Annotated in this window: 17 protein-coding genes and 1 pseudogene; 10 read left to right on the top strand and 8 right to left on the bottom strand. The window is 44.2% G+C overall.

Features of this window, described 5'->3' with window-relative positions; genetic code table 11:
* The 7 genes from NL647_RS10740 to NL647_RS10770 are packed head-to-tail and all read right to left on the bottom strand — an operon-like array spanning position 1 to position 4,356.
* Positions 1–360, bottom strand: coding sequence for a hypothetical protein (locus tag NL647_RS10740; protein WP_009700649.1), 360 nt, complete (start codon positions 358–360; stop codon positions 1–3).
* Positions 361–371: 11 nt separating this feature from the next.
* Entirely contained in the window at positions 372–1,742 is a 1,371-nt protein-coding gene (locus tag NL647_RS10745) for an AMP-binding protein (RefSeq protein WP_047513078.1), read from the bottom strand.
* A 5-nt stretch (positions 1,743–1,747) separates the two neighbouring features.
* Positions 1,748–2,308 carry an intracellular septation A family protein gene (locus NL647_RS10750; RefSeq protein ID WP_009700647.1) on the bottom strand — a complete coding sequence of 187 codons (561 nt, stop codon included), beginning with the start codon at positions 2,306–2,308 and terminating at the stop codon, positions 1,748–1,750.
* Entirely contained in the window at positions 2,308–2,565 is a 258-nt protein-coding gene (locus tag NL647_RS10755) for an acyl carrier protein (RefSeq protein ID WP_005446488.1), read from the bottom strand. Before NL647_RS10755 ends, NL647_RS10750 begins: the two co-directional genes overlap by 1 nt.
* Positions 2,566–2,580: 15 nt before the next feature.
* Positions 2,581–2,853: a phosphopantetheine-binding protein gene (locus tag NL647_RS10760; protein WP_009696047.1), complete on the bottom strand. Its 273-nt coding sequence runs from the start codon at positions 2,851–2,853 to the stop codon at positions 2,581–2,583.
* Positions 2,854–2,869: 16 nt separating this feature from the next.
* Positions 2,870–3,634, bottom strand: a complete 765-nt coding sequence (locus tag NL647_RS10765) for a 1-acyl-sn-glycerol-3-phosphate acyltransferase (protein ID WP_005446490.1) — start codon at positions 3,632–3,634, stop codon at positions 2,870–2,872.
* Entirely contained in the window at positions 3,631–4,356 is a 726-nt protein-coding gene (locus NL647_RS10770; protein WP_050921858.1) for a beta-ketoacyl synthase chain length factor, read from the bottom strand. Before NL647_RS10770 ends, NL647_RS10765 begins: the two co-directional genes overlap by 4 nt.
* Positions 4,357–4,431: 75 nt before the next feature.
* Here NL647_RS10770 and NL647_RS10775 point away from each other — a divergent pair, with 75 nt between their 5' ends.
* The 6 genes and pseudogenes from NL647_RS10775 to NL647_RS10800 all read left to right on the top strand — a co-directional run bounded on the left by NL647_RS10775 (position 4,432) and on the right by NL647_RS10800 (position 9,918).
* The gene (locus NL647_RS10775) at positions 4,432–4,827 is read left to right on the top strand and encodes a hypothetical protein (RefSeq protein ID WP_005446495.1); all 396 of its coding nucleotides are present in this window, start codon (positions 4,432–4,434) and stop codon (positions 4,825–4,827) included.
* A gap of 30 nt (positions 4,828–4,857) precedes the next feature.
* Entirely contained in the window at positions 4,858–5,925 is a 1,068-nt protein-coding gene (locus tag NL647_RS10780; RefSeq protein WP_009696050.1) for a class I SAM-dependent methyltransferase, read from the top strand.
* An 8-nt stretch (positions 5,926–5,933) separates the two neighbouring features.
* Positions 5,934–7,178, top strand: coding sequence for an NAD(P)/FAD-dependent oxidoreductase (locus NL647_RS10785; RefSeq protein WP_050924279.1), 1,245 nt, complete (start codon positions 5,934–5,936; stop codon positions 7,176–7,178).
* A gap of 144 nt (positions 7,179–7,322) precedes the next feature.
* Positions 7,323–7,904 (top strand): annotated as a pseudogene (locus NL647_RS10790) (class I SAM-dependent methyltransferase); the annotation flags it as partial.
* A 23-nt stretch (positions 7,905–7,927) separates the two neighbouring features.
* Positions 7,928–9,055 carry an HNH endonuclease gene (locus NL647_RS10795; protein ID WP_026000136.1) on the top strand — a complete coding sequence of 376 codons (1,128 nt, stop codon included), beginning with the start codon at positions 7,928–7,930 and terminating at the stop codon, positions 9,053–9,055.
* Between the two features lie 143 nt (positions 9,056–9,198).
* Entirely contained in the window at positions 9,199–9,918 is a 720-nt protein-coding gene (locus tag NL647_RS10800; protein WP_239911750.1) for a transglycosylase SLT domain-containing protein, read from the top strand.
* A gap of 24 nt (positions 9,919–9,942) precedes the next feature.
* Here the strand turns inward: NL647_RS10800 and NL647_RS10805 are convergent, their stop codons facing one another.
* A complete protein-coding gene (locus NL647_RS10805; protein WP_253650132.1) occupies positions 9,943–10,734 on the bottom strand; it encodes a 2,3-dihydro-2,3-dihydroxybenzoate dehydrogenase in 792 nt (263 codons plus the stop codon).
* Positions 10,735–10,826: 92 nt separating this feature from the next.
* Here NL647_RS10805 and NL647_RS10810 point away from each other — a divergent pair, with 92 nt between their 5' ends.
* The 4 genes from NL647_RS10810 to NL647_RS10825 all read left to right on the top strand — a co-directional run bounded on the left by NL647_RS10810 (position 10,827) and on the right by NL647_RS10825 (position 16,081).
* A complete protein-coding gene (locus tag NL647_RS10810; RefSeq protein WP_253650133.1) occupies positions 10,827–11,933 on the top strand; it encodes a hypothetical protein in 1,107 nt (368 codons plus the stop codon).
* A 354-nt stretch (positions 11,934–12,287) separates the two neighbouring features.
* The gene (locus NL647_RS10815; protein WP_017818985.1) at positions 12,288–13,508 is read left to right on the top strand and encodes an isochorismate synthase; all 1,221 of its coding nucleotides are present in this window, start codon (positions 12,288–12,290) and stop codon (positions 13,506–13,508) included.
* On the top strand, positions 13,505–15,124 hold the full coding sequence (locus tag NL647_RS10820; RefSeq protein WP_253650134.1) for a (2,3-dihydroxybenzoyl)adenylate synthase: 1,620 nt from the start codon (positions 13,505–13,507) through the stop codon (positions 15,122–15,124). Before NL647_RS10815 ends, NL647_RS10820 begins: the two co-directional genes overlap by 4 nt.
* A gap of 66 nt (positions 15,125–15,190) precedes the next feature.
* On the top strand, positions 15,191–16,081 hold the full coding sequence (locus NL647_RS10825) for an isochorismatase family protein (RefSeq protein ID WP_050921964.1): 891 nt from the start codon (positions 15,191–15,193) through the stop codon (positions 16,079–16,081).
* Positions 16,082–16,108: the final 27 nt, after the last annotated feature.

The following is a 16,108-nucleotide window of genomic DNA, read 5'->3' on the forward strand; positions in this document are numbered from 1 at the left end:
TTAATTCCCTAGCTTCATTTTGCCTGAAGAATGAACTACGGTTTGTTCGCCCGAGATCGACGTGTACTTAAATGCCAGTTTTTCACGCTCTGCATCCCAGGAAAGCGTGAGGCTAACGCACATGTCCGGTAGGATAGGTTCTTGGAATTTGATGACTTCCATGCCTTTGAACAGTGTTGGTGTGTTCAAGTATTCGACCGCATAAAACAGCGCCCAATCGATTTGTGTTACGCCTGGCAACAATGGGAAATGGGTAAAGTGACCTTGGAAATCCAAGATGTCGGCATCGACACGCATTTTAATCGTCGCGATGTGATTGTCGATATCAACCTGTTTGAGCGTTGGTTTTCTTTTGTCCATGATGAGTTCTTTTATTCTTGGAACAGTTTTTCTATTTCAGCGATCTGGCGCTTGCCTTGGCTATTGAGCGGAATCTCGTCTAAAACGCGGAATTTTCTTGGAATAGCAATCGGCTCTAACCAGTTACGCAAGGCTTTTCTTAGCGCTAACCAGAACTTACCTTTCCCGAGTTCTTGCAGTGTTTGATCGCCTTCGTTGGTCAAGACTATCACTGCAAATAGAGACAGCCGACCGGCATCTTCCATCGGGATGACGGCACTTTCTTTTACCCACGGCAATTGTTCTAAACGCTTCTCGACTTCGACCAACGAAACGCGCTTTTCTTCAACTTTGACGATTCTGTCGGTGCGACCGCGTAGTTCGAAGGAAATACTATCATGGAAATAGCATTCATCTGCAGTTTGATACCACGCGTTTTCATCAATGTGGGGGGAGCGAAGCTTTAAACAGTTTTCATGATTTAGAGCGGCTTCAACACCGGGGAAAAGAGTCCAAGGTTGAGTAGCAGATAGTTGCTGTCGATAAGCGATACCACCCGTTTCGGTACTGCCGAAGACCTCTAATGGGTAATCACCAAACAATTGCTGGCTGTGATTGGCAGCATCATTAGGTAAAGGACCTCCAGAAGAAAAAACGCAGCGTAACGCCGATGGTTGATGCTCTTCTGTCAGGCGTTTAAGTAATGCAGGGCTACTGATCAATGTTGTCTCAGTAGAGGCAAAATGCACAATCTGCTCTGGAAATTCTAAGTTATGAGCGGCAAAAGGGCGCCCAGAGCACAATGGCCAGAGAACGCGGAATAGCAATCCGTAGATATGTTGGTGAGATACTGTGCTCTCGATATGAGAACCTTCCAGTTTGTCTCCCCATAAGCCGTCAAGAATGGCGACTTCCACATCCAGTTGTTTGAGTGTTTTTCTGATCGCTTTTGGTTTACCGCTTGAACCTGAGGTAAACAGCGTGACGTTGATATTCGCAAGTGGCAAGGCTTGCCATTCACAAATGAGAGAATCGAAACTTGTATTCACGTGCAAAGCTGAGAGCCCTGTCGGAATCATCACTTCAGTGTCGTGCAATACAAGATCGAAGTGCTCGTCGAGCTCTTTTAAAGCTTCAGGTTGGTAATTGCCGGGAAGGACGATGGATTTTCCAGCATGGCAACAAGCAAAGAAACTGAGCGCAAAAAGGTAGCTGTTGCCAAAACAGAGCGCGATTCGTTGGGCATCAAGCGCTTCTAACGTTGCTCGCAAACTGGCGACGTTATGCTGAAAAGACTCCCACGTCATGGTTTGGTTTCTGTCATACGCAATCGTGGATTGTGCCTCTCTATTGGCTGTCATTAAGGTCGCAATAGAGGAGAAGTTTAACGAACTTGTGTTCATACGATTTAATGTTCCTTTCGTACAAATTGACGCACTATCCATTCACCAGCAAACAAGCTACCAGCGAGTAAATAACTGATTAAGCCGTTGTACAGCGTCCAGATTTCGATAGGTTGAAAACAGGTATACAGTGCTACCGATGCATTCAAGATAAAGAATCCACACCACACGATCGTAACTTTTCGTGTGTAGATCACGCCACTTTGAGGAAGTTCAGGCTCTTGAAGGCGAGCCAGTCTCTCGATGATGGTTTGCGGTTGCTTCAAGCTCAGTGAGAACACGCCAAGCATGCAAAGGTTGACGACAACAGGGTAGAACTTTAGCCACCCGTGCTGCTTAAAAACAACACCTAAGGTGACTAAGACAATACCCACAACGCCCGTGGTGATCGCAAGGAACTTAAACTCTTTGAGTGGTGTTTTGTTTGCAGCGAGTAACCGCAAAAGCAACGCTGCAACCAATAAGCCACCAACCAGATTTAAACCAAATCGGTCGATACCGAAGTAAACCGCGAAGGGGTAGGCAAATAATACAATTGCAGACAAAACCGTCAGCAATTGGCGCATTAACTTTCCTTGAGAAGTTCAGTTACTGCATTAACCACGTCATCGACAGTACGAACTGTGCTGAATTCTGCTGGTTTGATCTTTTTGCCAGTGACATTTTGTAGGTGTACAACAAGGTCTACGGCATCAATGCTGTCTAGGTCTAGATCGGTGTAAAGATGGGCTTCTGGCTGAATGTCTTCAGCTTCAATTTCGAATAGCTCCACAAGCGCATCTTTAACTTGTTCAAATACTTGATCTTTATTTACGTCTGTCATGAATATACCTAAAAACTATTCATTATCTTGAGAAGAGGTTTGAGAAGAAATGTACTTCGCAAGGTTAGCTACAGAAGCGAAGTGCTCACGAGTGTTCGAATCGTCTGCATCAATGACAATGTTGTATTGCTTTTTAATTGCTAATCCAAGTTCAAGAGCATCGATAGAATCCAAGCCAAGACCATCACCAAAAAGTGGTGCTTCTGTTTCAATATCGTCGACGGTTAAATCTTCTAGGTTTAGAGCGTCAATAATAAGTTGCTTGATATCGTTGTGTAATTGTTCCACTGGGACCTGCTTATAATTACGAATTTTCTGGAAATATAGTTTCAGCCAAATGCTGTTGTAAGCGACGAGCCGCTATCGTTGGGGACGTAGTTTGCTTTATAAAAGGCTCAATCTCAACTTTATCCTTAACTTCAACCTTGAAAAATGGTTTTGTCTTTGGAACTTGATACCATTTTTTCTCTTTTGTCAGGAAGCTTGGCGTGACCGTAATATGTACGACACGCAAATCTCGCTCGGTTCTAACCGCTATTTGCGCAGCGCCTCTTTGTAATTTCGATTTTACACCTGGAGTGGTTCTTGTGCCTTCAGGAAAAATAAGCAAAACGTTACCATCGTCAAATCTTTCTTCACACATTGCTAATAAATCATCAGGTGCTTCGTTGGGTATATAACCTGCAGCCTTAACAATGTGCTTCATAAATGGGTTTGCCCAAATTGCGGACTTAACTAAACAGTCGCAGCGCTTTAATTGGGATGCGATCAAAACGTAATCAATTAAACTTGGGTGGTTCGCAACTATGAGACAGTTTTTATCTTGTTGAAGAATGTCGGCACCAATGATTTGGTAATCAATTGCGCCGCAAAGCTTCATCAAATTACAAAAAGTGTTGAAAGAATATTGAATCGCCCCTTGAACTTTATATTCTCTCTGTTTTATATCCGATGTAGTCAGGTGAATAAGTGGAATGACGATAAAGCTGAGTGCCAAGCCACCTAAACCAAAAACCGAGAAACAAAATCCTGTCGCGAATACTCGCCAATATTGATTCAACATTCTCATTGACGACGCCATTCCCATGATTGTTGAGGCGAATGAATCGTCCAATTGTTTGCTGATGATAAAAAGTGCTGAATAAAGCTAAGCCCTTGCGGAAAGGCATCTTCGTCTGTTTTCTCGGTTGTTGCTTGAACGCTAAAAGTATCGCCATGAGAAAGCACCAGACCTAAACCATATCCATGGTAAGCGTGCGTTTCAAACTCAGAATATGACTCTGGGAGTGGCTCATCAAAATCGACAATCAGAACTTTCTTGTCAGGGTTGTCATACAGGAATAGCCACGCTTCGATTAACGCGCTTTGGAAGGTATTTTCAGCAGCTGCGATAGAGGTGAGAGGGATCGGCTGTTTAGTTGCGATGGTAGCAAGCCCCGCGGCGGTATTATGCACAGACTGAGAGAATGCCATTGGCGAAGCTTCTTCACCCTTGAGGATGTCTTCTACCAACGCCACACTGCGATGAAGTTCACCATGACGGCTAGAGAAAACAAGGTAGTCAACATCGTGCTGCTTGAGCAACTCAATCGCCGTTTGAACCGCTAACTTACTCAGTTGGCTCATACGTCTGCGCATCATAGGTGGGATATCAGATACGTTCAGTTTGCCTTCTTCTGGCCACTGACCGGTAGAGGTCCATTGTTTCCACTCATCGACTTGACTAAGCCCTTGAGAGTTAGCTGACCAAGCGTCGATATTAAACGAAATTTTGATCTTGGAGTTTGGCATATTTGATTAAATTGCTTTATTTTACCGCTCGATACAATTTAAGCTTCAGCAGAAACCATAATAAAGGAAATTATCATGTCACGTTTAAAGCTGTTTATATCAGTGCTATTAACTTTGCTTCTTGTCGGTTGTGGCCGAGTGCAACCTGTATTGAATGTGGAGGATACTCCAGTTGCTTATGATCTTCAAAATAAACAAGTAAAAGCGGCGATTGTTCAATCAGCAACTAATCGCGGTTGGACGATTGAAGAAACAAGCCCAGGTGTATTAATTGCAAAAATCAACGTTCGTAGTCACTTTGCGGAAGTAAAAATTCCATATAGCAACAAATATTATTCAATTATTTATCTCAACTCAGTAAATCTAAAAGCAAGTGATGGCAAAATCCATCGTAATTACAACCGTTGGGTGAACAACTTAAATGTTGATATTCAACGCGCGCTTGCACTTTTAGGCGCAGAGTCCCAGTAATAATTATATTAATTGAAGTTAGGTTTTTTCGTGTTAAATCAAAATATTGATCCTTTCAACGCTTTTGAAGCTAAAACAGAAGCTCAAAAATTATCTTTTGCCCCTATCGTTTTCCACACTGCGAGAACATTAAGAGAACTTGGTATCTTAGCCGCGCTCGACAGTGCAGGCTCAAAGGGTATGAACGCTGTAGAAATTGCAGAAAAAACGGGTGTGTCTGAATACGGCGTGAAAGTATTGTTGGATATGGCCATTAGTGCGCACATTGTTTTGTGGGAAAAACCTAACTATTCCTTGGCTAACCTAGGCTTTTACTTACTTTATGATGGCATGACGCAAGCAAACATGGATTTCACTGCCGATGTTTGTTACGCCGCTATGATGCACCTAACGGATGCGATCAAAGAAGGCAAGCCGTCAGGTCTTAAAGAACTTGGTGATTGGGAAACCATTTACCAAGGGTTATCAACATTGCCAGAACAAGCGAAACAAAGCTGGTTCAAGTTTGACCACTTTTACTCTGATCGCTCTTTCCCACTATTACTTAAAGAAGTATTTGCTAATAAACCAAGTCACATTGTGGACATTGGTGGCAATACTGGTAAGTGGGCAATGCAGTGCTGTAACCACGATCAAGATGTGAACATTACAATTGTTGATCTTCCTCAGCAGCTAGAAGTTGCGATGGCAAATGCCAAGGAAAATCAACTGAGTGAGCGCATCACTCCATTCCCAGCCAACATGCTGGATAAAGCTCAAGTGTTACCTGAGCACGCTGATATCTGGTGGATGAGTCAATTCCTTGATTGCTTCTCACCAATCGAAATTCTCAATATTCTTAAGAAAGTGAAAGCGCAGCTTCGAGAAGGCGATACGGTGTATATCTTAGAACTGTTCTGGGATGCACAAAAATACGCGGGTGCTTCTTATAGCTTGAATGCGACCTCGCTTTACTTTACCTGTTTAGCAAACGGCAACAGTCGTTTCTACCGCAGCGATGATTTCCTGGAAATTGTTGAAGCGGCAGGCTTAGTCGTGACAGAAAGAACCGACAACATTGGTCTCGGTCATACGTTATTAAAACTACAAGCAAACTAGAAAGCAGAATGATAAAAGAACAAAAGCAAGTCGTCGTCGTTGGTGCAGGACCGTCAGGTTCTACCGTTTCCGCATTGCTCAATATGCGCGGAATTAATGTCGTTGTGATTGAGAAAGCGTTGTTCCCACGTTTTTCGATCGGTGAAAGCCTTCTTCCTGCCTGCATGGAAGTGGTAGAGCAAGCCGGTATGTTGGAAGCGGTGAACCAATATGGATTCCAGTACAAAGATGGTGCTGCGTTTCGTCGCAATGGCGTTTATACCCAATTTGATTTCACCGACAAATTCACTGCAGGACCGGGTACCACTTACCAAGTTCAACGCGGTAACTTCGATAAAGTACTGGCAGACAGTGCAGTGGAGCAAGGTGTTGAAATTCGTTACCAGCACGAACTGACAAGCATCGACTTTGAAGGTGCCAAGTCGATTCTTAATGTGCTTGACGCTGACAAACAAGCTTACCAAATTGAAGCCGATTACGTGCTAGATGCTAGTGGTTTTGGTCGCGTTCTTCCTCGTTTGCTCGCGCTAGAAGAGCCTTCATGCCTGCCACCAAGAAAAGCAATTTTTACGCACATTGAAGACAACATTACTGCAGAAGGGATTGAATACGATCGCAACAAGATCCTGATCTCTGTGCATCCTGAAAATCATGATGTGTGGTATTGGTTGATCCCGTTCTCAAATGGTACTTGCTCATTTGGTGTGGTTGGCGAACCGACGTTCTTTGAAAACTATCCCGAGGATAAGATTGCCGCTCTTAAGCAGTTAGCAAGTGAAGAACCAGGGCTTGCGCAACTCCTTAACCAAGCTCAGTACTCAAATCCTGCTGGTGAACTGGGTGGCTATTCAGCGAACGTAAAACACTTAGCGACACCACACTACGCGTTGCTTGGTAATGCTGGTGAGTTTCTTGATCCTGTCTTCTCTTCAGGCGTGACTATTGCCATGAAGTCAGCACAATTTGCAGCAGACTGCATTGAACGCCAGCTAAATGGTGAAACGGTCGATTGGCAATCTGATTATGCTGATCGCCTAATGGTGGGCGTCAATACTTTCCGTACTTACGTGGAAGGTTGGTACAACGGCATGTTGCAAGATGTTATCTTCTACCAAAACCCCAATCCACGTATCAAACAGATGATCAGCGCGATTCTTGCGGGTTACGCGTGGGATGAAGCCAACCCATACGTAAAACAGAGTGAACAACGCTTAGCGACCCTAGCTGAGCTAGTGAGAGATGAGGGGATGTAATCCTCCCACTCTTTTTAATACCGAAGCCCCGCAAAAAATCGCGGGGCTTTTTCGTCGGTTGAACCTAAATTTTTAAACACTCATGATGGCGTCTGTCCTCGTTTAACCTTATGATTTAATGAGTTTAATAACAGCAGCACAACCATGTCTTCGACTTTTCATTTTTATAATCAGAATGCTGGCTCATTAGCAGAGCAATATGATTCAACAACTTTTGAGCAAGTGCATACAAGTTGGCAGGCTTTTTGGCCTCTTGTTGGTGATCGTGTGTTGGATGTTGGCGCAGGCTCCGGAAGAGATGCTAAATGGATGGCCAAAAAAGGCTGCGAGGTTATTGCGCTGGAACCTGCAACGTCGCTGTTAAAACTAGGAAAAGCTGAAACTGATGATTCTGTCGTTTGGTTGGAAGATTCTTTGCCAGCACTTGAGAAAACCACCAACTTGGGGCTTCGCTTTGATCTTGTGTTAGTGAGCGCGGTTTGGATGCATCTTGCTACTTCTCATCGTGAACGTGCTTTCCGTAAGCTCTCTAATCTGCTTGCGCCCAATGGTCGATTGGTCATAAGCCTTCGCCATGGAGAGTTCACTGATGGGCGCAAAGCTTATCCTGTTTCTGTTCAAGAGTTAGAGCAGTTGGCAAAGAACAATGCGCTTATCGTTAGACAAGTTTCTGACAGTAAAGATCAGCTCAAGAGGGATGATGTTTACTGGCAAACCGTTGTGATTTTAAAGTGAAAGAAGAACAAGCCGTGTCACTTCAATATTATGTAGATAAATTCCGTAGCCTGAATATGAATAGCTCTAATGGGAAAAAGAGCCCTCATAAAGTGTGCATGTTGCTCACGGTTATGGAGCTCATTCAGGCGGGACATATCTCTTCCAACAAAATAGAGTTTAATCAGGTCCTCAAAGAGCGTTTCACTCATCACTTAGCAAACTTTGCTACTGGGAATGATAGAGATACACCGGAAAATCCTTACTTTTTTCTGAGAAGTGAGGGATTTTGGCACTTGTCTTACAATGATGGTTTTCAAGCGGAATCTACCAAACGATACTCGTCAAAAGCGATTGCTTATGCTTATCTTGATGATGAGCTTTATGAGTATATGAGTAGCTATATCGTTTCAAATGAATTGAAAGATGCTCTTGTTTCAAACCTTTCAGATTTAGCGTCTTTGTTTTATCGCTGGTTGATTGACCTAGGTAAATCAGAGAAAACAGCGAAAAACTATTTGGGCGCAATTCGTGGTTCAATATCGAACTGGCTTATGGATGCTGGACAGATTCAAGAACCAATTACAGATGTGAAATCATACGGCGAATTTAAGAACTATAAGCTCAAAGCCCAAAGTTTACCTGAGTTTAAAATTCGAGATATCAAGGGGAAAGGGATGTACAGTGCTGCGCTTTCTCACTACGAAAACTTTTTTGTCGACTTATCTCAGATAGATGTTAATGCAGATATTCGACAAGTAATGAACGATAAGCAGCTCAGCTCGACGGAAAAGACTATTTTAGTTAATACAAGAATGGGACAGGGGCACTTCAGGTCAAAATTAATTGATATGTGGGGGGGTTGTGCCGTTACGGGTTTTAAGAACACGCAGTTGCTATTGGCATCTCATATTAAGCCTTGGCGTGAATCGGATAACGAAGAGCGATTAGATAGATTTAACGGGCTGTTGTTAATTCCAAATATCGATAAGGCATTCGATCTTGGATTCATATCATTCAATGATAGTGGGAAGGTTTTGATTTCAAGTTATCTAGAGAAACCCGAGGTTCTTGGATTACAAGAAGACATGTCCTTTCAGGTGCATCATAGACATAAGCGTTACTTAGGTCACCATAGAGGGGTAATATTTAAAGGTTTATAAATTGAACACGAATGAAGATGAAATCAGCATTTATGTCCTTTCTTCGTTCGCTCTCAGAAAGCTAAAAAGATCTATCTCACACTTTTGTTTGTTATTACTGATAACGATGTTAAATAAGTGAGAAATGGATTACAGTTTGGAGCATGTTTTCCAAATGTGGTTTTATCGTGAAAACGGTTTCTAAGTTATTGTATAAGTTGACAAAAATTAAGCAGCTTAAACACAAGAAAGATAAGGTTTTTCCCCTTTCTGATACGTTCACTCAAAAGAATCAGAAAATTCTAAAAATCCTCTCTCCATCTTCATTTTTCTACAAGAAAGGTCATGTTCCTGTGCCCTTTTCGACGCCTTCTGTAGATGCTCTTGCTTGGGGGAGTCGCGTATCTCCTGAGTTTAAAAGTAAGGTGAATGATATTTCCCGAGATCTCAACATCGATCCAAATCATCTGATGGCTTGCATGGCTTTTGAAACAGCAGAGACATTCAGCCCCAGCATTAAAAACGGCTCGGGGAGTGGGGCGACGGGTTTGATTCAATTTATGCCATCAACCGCGGAAGCACTTGGTACGAGCACAAAGAAGCTTGCTCAAATGAGTGCGTTAGAGCAACTCGATTATGTGAAAGCGTATTTTATGCCTTACCGAAACCGCCTGTCTTCTCTTGAGGATGTGTATATGGCGATCCTGTATCCTGCGGCTATTGGTAAACCCGCTGCTCATGTATTATTTAAACAAGGATCAATTGCTTATCGCCAGAATGCAGGGATCGACCGCAATAACGCTGGGAAAATCACACTAGGCGATGTGTCATATAAAGTGAGACGTAAGCTAGAAAAGGGACTGCATCCTAAGTTCTTAGGCTAGCTCATTCTCTTAAATCTGGAGCAACTAGAAAGTTGCTCCGCCGTCCACTCTTAAATCGTGCATGGTAATGTGACCCGCTTTCTCACTCAGTAAAAATTCAATCGCATTGGTTATGTCTTTGGTTTCTGCAATCTTGTTCAAAGGAATACCAATCCGGTGTGACGCTAAGTTACCCTGAATCGTTTCTCGTTCTCCATAGGACTCATTCCACATTTGTTCTTGCATCGCTGTTCTGGTTGAGCCTGGGCTAACAATGTTACAGCGAATGCCGTATGCCGCGAGTTCTAACCCCAAACATTGCATCCACATATGAAGTCCCGCTTTAGACGAACAATACGCCGACATGTTGACTCTTGGGGTGTCTGCTGCGTTCGAACCTACCGCAACAATTGCGCCTTTTTTGTTATTTTGAACCAGCAATTTCGCCAGTTGTTGTGTCAGTAGCATGGTCCCCTTTAGGTTCACGTCTAACGTTTTAATGAGCGCTTCAGGAGGGAGTTCCAGAACAGAACCAAGATGTAGCGCACCGGCGCATGTAATCACGTAGTCAGGAATGAGCTTGTCTTGAGCAAGATAATGACACGCATACTGAACGGCTGTGGTGTTGGCTAAGTCAAAGGGAAGTAGCAACGTTCGAGCTTGCTGTTTTTTTGGCAAAGATTGTTTGAATTCCTCTAGCAGAGCTTGCGTGATATCGCAGGCAATCACAGTAGCCCCTTGTTCCAATAAGCTTTTGGCACAGGCAAGTCCAATACCTTGCCCTGCACCAGTCACTAGGCACAGTTTACTTTTGAATTCTGTGTTGTTTTCACTCATAACCCTCTCCCTTCGTGCTGCAAATATCACATCCAAACTAGATAGATGATAATGATTTTTGTTATCGTTGTCATAATGTTAACAAGGAGGTAATGAAATTGACGAACAAACTAGGTTGGAAAATCAAACCTTGGTTGCTCACGTTAGGGCTTGTCGGGTTGGCTGGATGTGAGTATTTACCACACTACGCAGAGGTAGATCTGTCCGAGCAAAAAGTCGAACAAGTGGTCGAGCAAGCTAAATCAGCAGACGCTGCGATTCTTAATGCGTTTAAGCAACATAACTTTGTGGGTATTGGCGATTATCATTGGAATGATGCTTTCTTGCGCTATGCAACTGAGCTGGTTTCGACTCCTGCATTTTCAGATCAGGTCACGCATATTGTGGTGGAGTTTGGCAATGCAAAGTACCAACCTGTACTGGATAACTACTTAGCTGGTGGGGACGTGAGTGATGAACAGCTTCGCTCAATTTTGCGAGGTTCGATCTACTTTATGGCTTGGATGCCAGATGCTTATGCCGATTTCTTCAAAGCGATAAAAGTGCGAAATCAAACGCTACCTAAAGGGAAAAAAATCCATGTGCATTTAGCCGAAGCACCGTTTGATTGGAGCACTGTGAGTGATGAAAAGGTATGGCAGCAAGCTGCTAAAAACAAGACGGATCATTTTTATCAAGTTGCTGCTGAGCGTATACAATACAATCAGAAAGCACTGTTGATTTTTGGGGCTTTCCATTTGGTGAATGCGCCGCGGGATTACGTTGCAAAAACACAAGCCAGTGCTTGGCCATTGGCGACACGATTAGAGCAAGCGTTTCCCAATAGTACCTACTTGATTTGGCCAATGACGGAACCAGAAGTGGTGAAGACGTTTCATGACGTAAAAGCTCCGGCGCTTCTTGAGGTCGCAAAAAGTCCGATTGCTGATCTGAGGTTTATCGATTTATTACCAAAAGCCCGTTATAAGCTTGCTGCGATGGACGACATGGACGCCCAAGTCGGTGGTTTGTTTGATGCTTTTCTTTATCTGGGTGATAACCAACGAACAACGGTATTCCCTCGTGATGTGATGGAAGATCGGGAGTGGGTAAATGAGATGCAAAGACGCGTCGATATTATCGGTGGGAAGACGCAAGACCGCTTCAATGAGATTCGCTCATTAAGTGATAAGAAGTACGGCTTTGTTGATAACAACTGATGCGCTGTTAATTGAAATAAAGATTGAGAAAGGGCTGACGGCTGATGGCGTTAGCCCTTTCTTTTTGGCTATGGATCCAAATCAAAAATTGTTAACGATGCATACGAACCAAGGTAACTCGCTCTGAATCCTCCACCTTGAAGTTGCTTAGATTTGAAGTTACTTAGATATAAATATGGTGAATTGTTTGTTTGAGGTTCTATTTGTTTAAGAATATTAATTTATAAAACTATAAGTTATGCGAATGATAATTATTATCAAAAATGATTGAATAATTGTAACTAGGTGTGTAGTCTCATTCTTCAAATGAGAAGGAATCTCATTTAGGACGCTATGTTTAATACAGTTTGAGAGATGATTATGCTTCGTAACTCCATGGGAAGCAGTACTATGCTCACAGAGTTTCTCAACGCCCATACGGATGACGCTTCGTTCTTCTTTAGCTCACCGACGGTGACGTTGCTTACACAAGGCATTGCTGCAGAATTTTCCCAACAAGTTAAATTCTCAGAGTTAGATACTCACATTAGCAAATTACTAGAATCGGCGAAGGAAGAGGGGAATGACAACCCTATTGCCGTTGGTGTAATACCGTTTTCTGAACATAATCCTGTGCACTTTATCGTCCCTGAGCGTTTGATCACGACGTCGCCGATCAGACCGGATAAAGTATTAGATGTCGATGGTTGCAACGACTGTCATCCTTCTTCTATTCAACCTATCCCGACGCCTACTGAATACATGCATAGTGTTGAGCTTGCCACTCATCGTTGCAGCCAAGAAAACATCGCTCTTGATAAAGTGGTGTTGTCACGCACGATGCAAGTGGATACACAAGATGAAATCGATCGAGCTCGCTTCCTCAAAACCTTACTCAAGCAAAATCCTGGTGGTTATACCTTTTCTACTCGTATCGGCGGTGGTCATTCTGACGCTTATTTGATGGGATCCAGCCCTGAATTACTGGTATCCCGCAAAGGTCCTCATGTGTGCTCAAATCCTCTGGCAGGTTCTCGTCGACGTTGTGAAAATGCATCAATGAATCAGCAGCAAGGCGAGCTCATGATGGAGAGTAGCAAAGATCTTCATGAGCATGCGGTAGTGGTCGATGCGGTAGAAAAAGCGCTTCAACCTTGGTGTCATAACCTTTATGTGCCTATGGTGCCGTCGGTTATTGAAACCAAAGCCATGTTGCACCTTTCGACTCGTATTGAAGGGACGGTGTCCGATGCCAATACCAGCGTTCTGAAATTGGCGAGTGCGCTTCACCCAACGCCTGCCGTGTGTGGCTATCCTACGGCTCAAGCTTACGATTTCATCAGTCAAGTGGAGCCCTTTGATCGGGGCTATTTCACGGGTCTTGTTGGTTGGGTAGACGCTCGTGGTAATGGCGAATGGGTTGTTGTTATCCGCTGCGCTGAAGTTGAGAAGAAGCGTATTCGAGTTTATGCCGGAGCTGGGATCGTCTCCGGATCTGAGCCACAAAGTGAGCTTGAAGAAACAGGAAATAAAATGCGCACTGTATTGAACGCGCTGGGTATTGAAATCCGTGAGAATATGGAGGTAGTTCAATGACTTGCTTAAGCATGAATGCCTCTGGTTTTACACCTTGGTCAGAAGGTTTAGCAAAGCAATACCGCCAAGCGGGTTTTTGGACAGAGCAAACCATTCCAGAGATGCTTGAGGCAAGCGTCTCTATTTCTCCTAACCATGTTGCTCTAGTTGACGGGGAGCGACAGTGGACGTACCAATCGTTACTTGAGCATGTTGATAAGTTAGCTGCTGGTTTCCAATCGACTCTGAATCTTAAATCTGGCGACAAGGTCGTTTTGCATTTGCCTAACATAGGCGAGTTTTACATTAGCTTTTTTGCACTGCTTAAAATTGGCGTTCAACCTGTGCTTGCGTTACCCGCTCATCGTTATTCGGAGATTCGATACTTTTGTCATTTTACACAGGCAAAAGCGTTAATCACTGCTCCTCAACTCGGCGTCGATACGGCTGATATTGCGCTGCAAGTAGCGTCTGAATTACCAAGCTTAAAGAACATCGTTTGGGCGGGTGACATGAGTGCCATGCCGATTGGTAGCGTAGCCCTTAGAGCGCTCTTGCTAGACAATGTTGAACCTCAAGTTCATCGCGGTGAAGATTTTGCCTTTTTCCAATTATCGGGTGGTACGACTGGCACACCTAAGCTTATTCCTCGCACACATTACGACTATCTATACAGTGTGCGAGCGAGCAATGAGGTTTGCCAATTCTCGCCAAATACGCGTTACCTTTGTGTTTTACCGGCCGCCCACAATTTCCCATTGAGTTCTCCCGGTGCGTTGGGCTGTTTTATGGCGGGTGGCACCGTTGTACTTGCTCCAGACGCAAGCCCTCAAACTGCCTTTTCTTTGATTGAAAAGTACCGAATTACCGTAGCCGCTTTAGTGCCACCGTTGGCACTATTGTGGCTCGATGAAGCCGCAAGAACTCGACATGACCTTACTTCATTAGAAGTGCTGCAAGTTGGGGGGGCTCGTTTTAGTGAGGAAGCGGCAAAGCGTATCAAACCTGAACTTGGTTGTACCTTACAGCAAGTATTTGGCATGGCTGAAGGGCTAGTTAACTACACCCGTCTAGATGATCCTGAGTCCGTGATTGTCACGACGCAAGGTCGCCCAATGTCACCTGCTGATGAGCTGTTGATACTCAATGAAATGGGTAACCCTGTCCCGCAAGGTACGGAAGGTATTTTGTTCGTGCGTGGACCTTATACCATTCAAGGTTACTACCGGGCTCCTGAGCACAATCAGCGTTCATTCACCGAGCAAGGCTACTACCGTACTGGCGATGTGGTACTGCTGACTGAAGAGGGCAATTTGAAAGTTGTTGGTCGCGACAAAGATCAGATTAACCGAGGGGGTGAAAAAATCGCAGCAGAAGAGGTCGAGAACCATTTGCTGGCGCACGATTGTGTCCATGATGCTGCTGTTATTGCCATCCCAGATGATTACCTTGGGGAGCGCAGTTGTGCTGCCTTAGTTTGCCCGCAGCAAGCCCCGAAACCGATCGAGATAAAGCGTTTCTTACGAGGGCGTGGGCTGGCTGATTTTAAGATCCCAGATATGGTCGTTTTTGTTGATGTATTACCCAAAACGCCAGTAGGTAAAGTGAATAAAAATAAATTACTCGAACTCGTTTAACCAAGGTCGAAACACCAAGGTTGATTTGGTGTGCTTGGCATTTTGATTACTTTGGAGATAAGCCCAATGGCCATTCCATCTATCTCTGGTTACTCACTAACGAAAGTGAAGCCAGAAAATCGCGTTAACTGGTCAGTAGAACCACATCGTGCCGTCTTGTTAATCCACGATATGCAGCAGTACTTTCTCAATTTCTACGATGCAGACAGCGAGCTGATTCAAACGTTGACTCGCAACATTCAAGAGATCAAACAAGCATGTATTGATGCCGGCATTCCAGTGGTTTATACCGCGCAGCCCGGTGACCAACGCCAAGAAGATCGCGCTTTATTGACCGATTTTTGGGGTCCCGGTTTAAAAGCGGATGACAACATTACTCGAATCTCCCCAGCACTTGCCCCAACGGAGCAGGACACCGTTTACACCAAATGGCGTTACAGTGCGTTTCAACGTACGCCACTTAAATCCATGATGGATGAAACGGAGCGTGATCAGCTAATTATCGTGGGTATTTATGCTCACATCGGTTGTTTACAAACCGCGGCAGAAGCGTTCATGACAGACATTAAAGCTTTCATGGTTTCCGATGCCGTTGCTGACTTCTCAGCGAGCGATCATGACATGGCGCTCAACTATGTGGCGGGTCGATGCGGTTATGTCTTGGACAAGCAGCAATTGCTCGAACAAGTGGCAAGTGCGAACGAACTCGCAGCTGGTGATTTTGTGATTCCTCAGTCGCAACCGCAACTTACTCAACAGTTAGCGGCGCTGTTAGAGGTACCGGCCGATGAGATGACGCCAGAGGATAGTTTGCTTGATTTTGGTTTGGATTCGGTACGCATGATGTCGCTGGTCGGAGATTGGCAACAGGCGGGCCTTGATGTGAGTTTTATGGAATTAGCAGCGAAACCGAGTTTGCAGGATTGGTGGAGATTGATCGAGAAGAAGCTGACCTAACAGCCAAAGCGGAAGAATGACAAAGGA

The organism is Vibrio sp. Y29_XK_CS5, assembly GCF_024181835.1.
Classification (GTDB): Bacteria; Pseudomonadota; Gammaproteobacteria; order Enterobacterales; family Vibrionaceae; genus Vibrio; species Vibrio harveyi.